Origin of the sequence: Streptomyces sp. NPDC002669 (assembly GCF_042889165.1) — a bacterium.
Classification (GTDB): domain Bacteria; phylum Actinomycetota; class Actinomycetes; order Streptomycetales; family Streptomycetaceae; genus Streptomyces.
This window is the reverse complement of sequence record NZ_JBIAQQ010000072.1, coordinates 1-1,457: the sequence shown is the minus strand read 5'-3', so window position 1 is coordinate 1,457 and position 1,457 is coordinate 1. Positions and strand designations below refer to the sequence as shown.

The 1,457-nt window shown below is 70.8% G+C and carries 1 protein-coding gene and 1 pseudogene; both read right to left on the bottom strand.

Translation table 11 applies throughout. The features are described from left to right. Positions 1-507, bottom strand: a pseudogene (locus ACFYW1_RS38935) (carbohydrate ABC transporter permease); the annotation flags it as partial. A 2-nt stretch (positions 508-509) separates the two neighbouring features. After that, a complete protein-coding gene (locus ACFYW1_RS38930; RefSeq protein ID WP_389004564.1) occupies positions 510-1,415 on the bottom strand; it encodes a carbohydrate ABC transporter permease in 906 nt (301 codons plus the stop codon). Positions 1,416-1,457 lie beyond the last annotated feature (42 nt).

Genomic DNA, 1,457 nt, shown 5'->3' with positions numbered 1-1,457 from the left:
TACGGGGACCATCACCATCGACAGGAACGACCAGAACATCGCCTCCCGGCCCGGGAAGCGCTTCTTGGCGAAGGCGTACCCGGCGAGCGAGGCGAGCAGCAGCACCCCGACCACCGAGACGACCGAGTAGACCAGCGTGTTGACCAGCCAGCGCGGCACGTCCTGGGCATTCATGACGGTGTCGTACGCCTGGCCGGTCAGCGGCCACGGCAGCAGACTGCCGGGGAACTCGACCGCCGCGGACGGCTTCAGGGAAAGCACCACCATCGCGTAGAACGGGAAGACCGTCGCGAGCGCCGCCACACCCAGCAGCACGGCGCGCCCGATCCGGCCGGCCCGGGTGGGGCGCATGCCGTGCGGGACGGTGTCCCGCTCCGACAGTTTGCGCAGCCTGCGTTCGGCCCGGCGCGCGGCCCGGCGTTCGGCCCGGCCGGGAGCGGGAGCGGGGGCCTTCGCCGCGGGCGGGGTCTGGGCCCGGGCGGGGGTTGTGGTGGGGGTGGGGGGCATGGTCACTGGTCCTTCCCGATCACGAGCCGCTGGATCATTGCGACCACCACGGTCAGCGCGAAGAGCGCGACGCCGATGGCGGAGGCGTAACCCAGGTCGAAGTACTTGAAGCCCGCGTCGTAGAGCTGGAAGACGAGCGTGTAGCTGGCGTTGGCCGGGCCGCCGCCGGTCATGGTGTAGACGGCGTCGAAGACCTGGAAGGAGGCCGTCGTCTCGATCACGGCGAGGAAGAACAGGGCGGGCTTGAGCTGCGGCAGCACGATGTGCCGGAACCGCTGCCAGGGGCCCGCGCCGTCGGTGAGGGCCGCCTCCTCCAGCTCACGCGGGATGTCCTGCATCCGGGCCAGCAGGATGAGCATCCCGTACCCGAACCGGGACCAGACGCCGACGATCGCGAGCGCGGGCAGCACCAGCACGTCGTCGGAGAGCCAGGAGCCCTCCGACATCCCGAACCAGCCCATCAGGGTGGACCACGGCCCGCCGGTCGAGAAGATCCACACGAAGACGGTGGCCGCCAGCACCAGCGAGGTGACCACCGGCAGGAAGAACACCGAGCGGAAGAACCTGGCGCCGCGGAACGCGCGGCGGGTGATCAGCGCCAGGGACACCGACGCGATGAGCGTGCCCGGCACGGCGAGCACCGTGTAGAGGACGGTGACCTTCAGCGCCTGCCAGAACAGCGGGTCGTCCCACAGGCGGGTGAAGTTGTCCAGTCCGACGAAGCTGCCGCCACCGGTGAGGGTGTAGTCGGTGAAGCTCATCAGCACACCGGCCACGCCCGGCCCGAACCGGAAGGCCAGGAACAGCAGGAAGCACGGAAGGACGAAGAGCAGGCCGATCCGGGCCTCGCGGCGCGCCTGCGGCCCGCTGCGACGGCCCCGGCGGGTGGGTTCCGCGACGACTGCCACGGGGATCTCCTTGCGGTACGGGGGGATTGCGGAGGTCGGGGC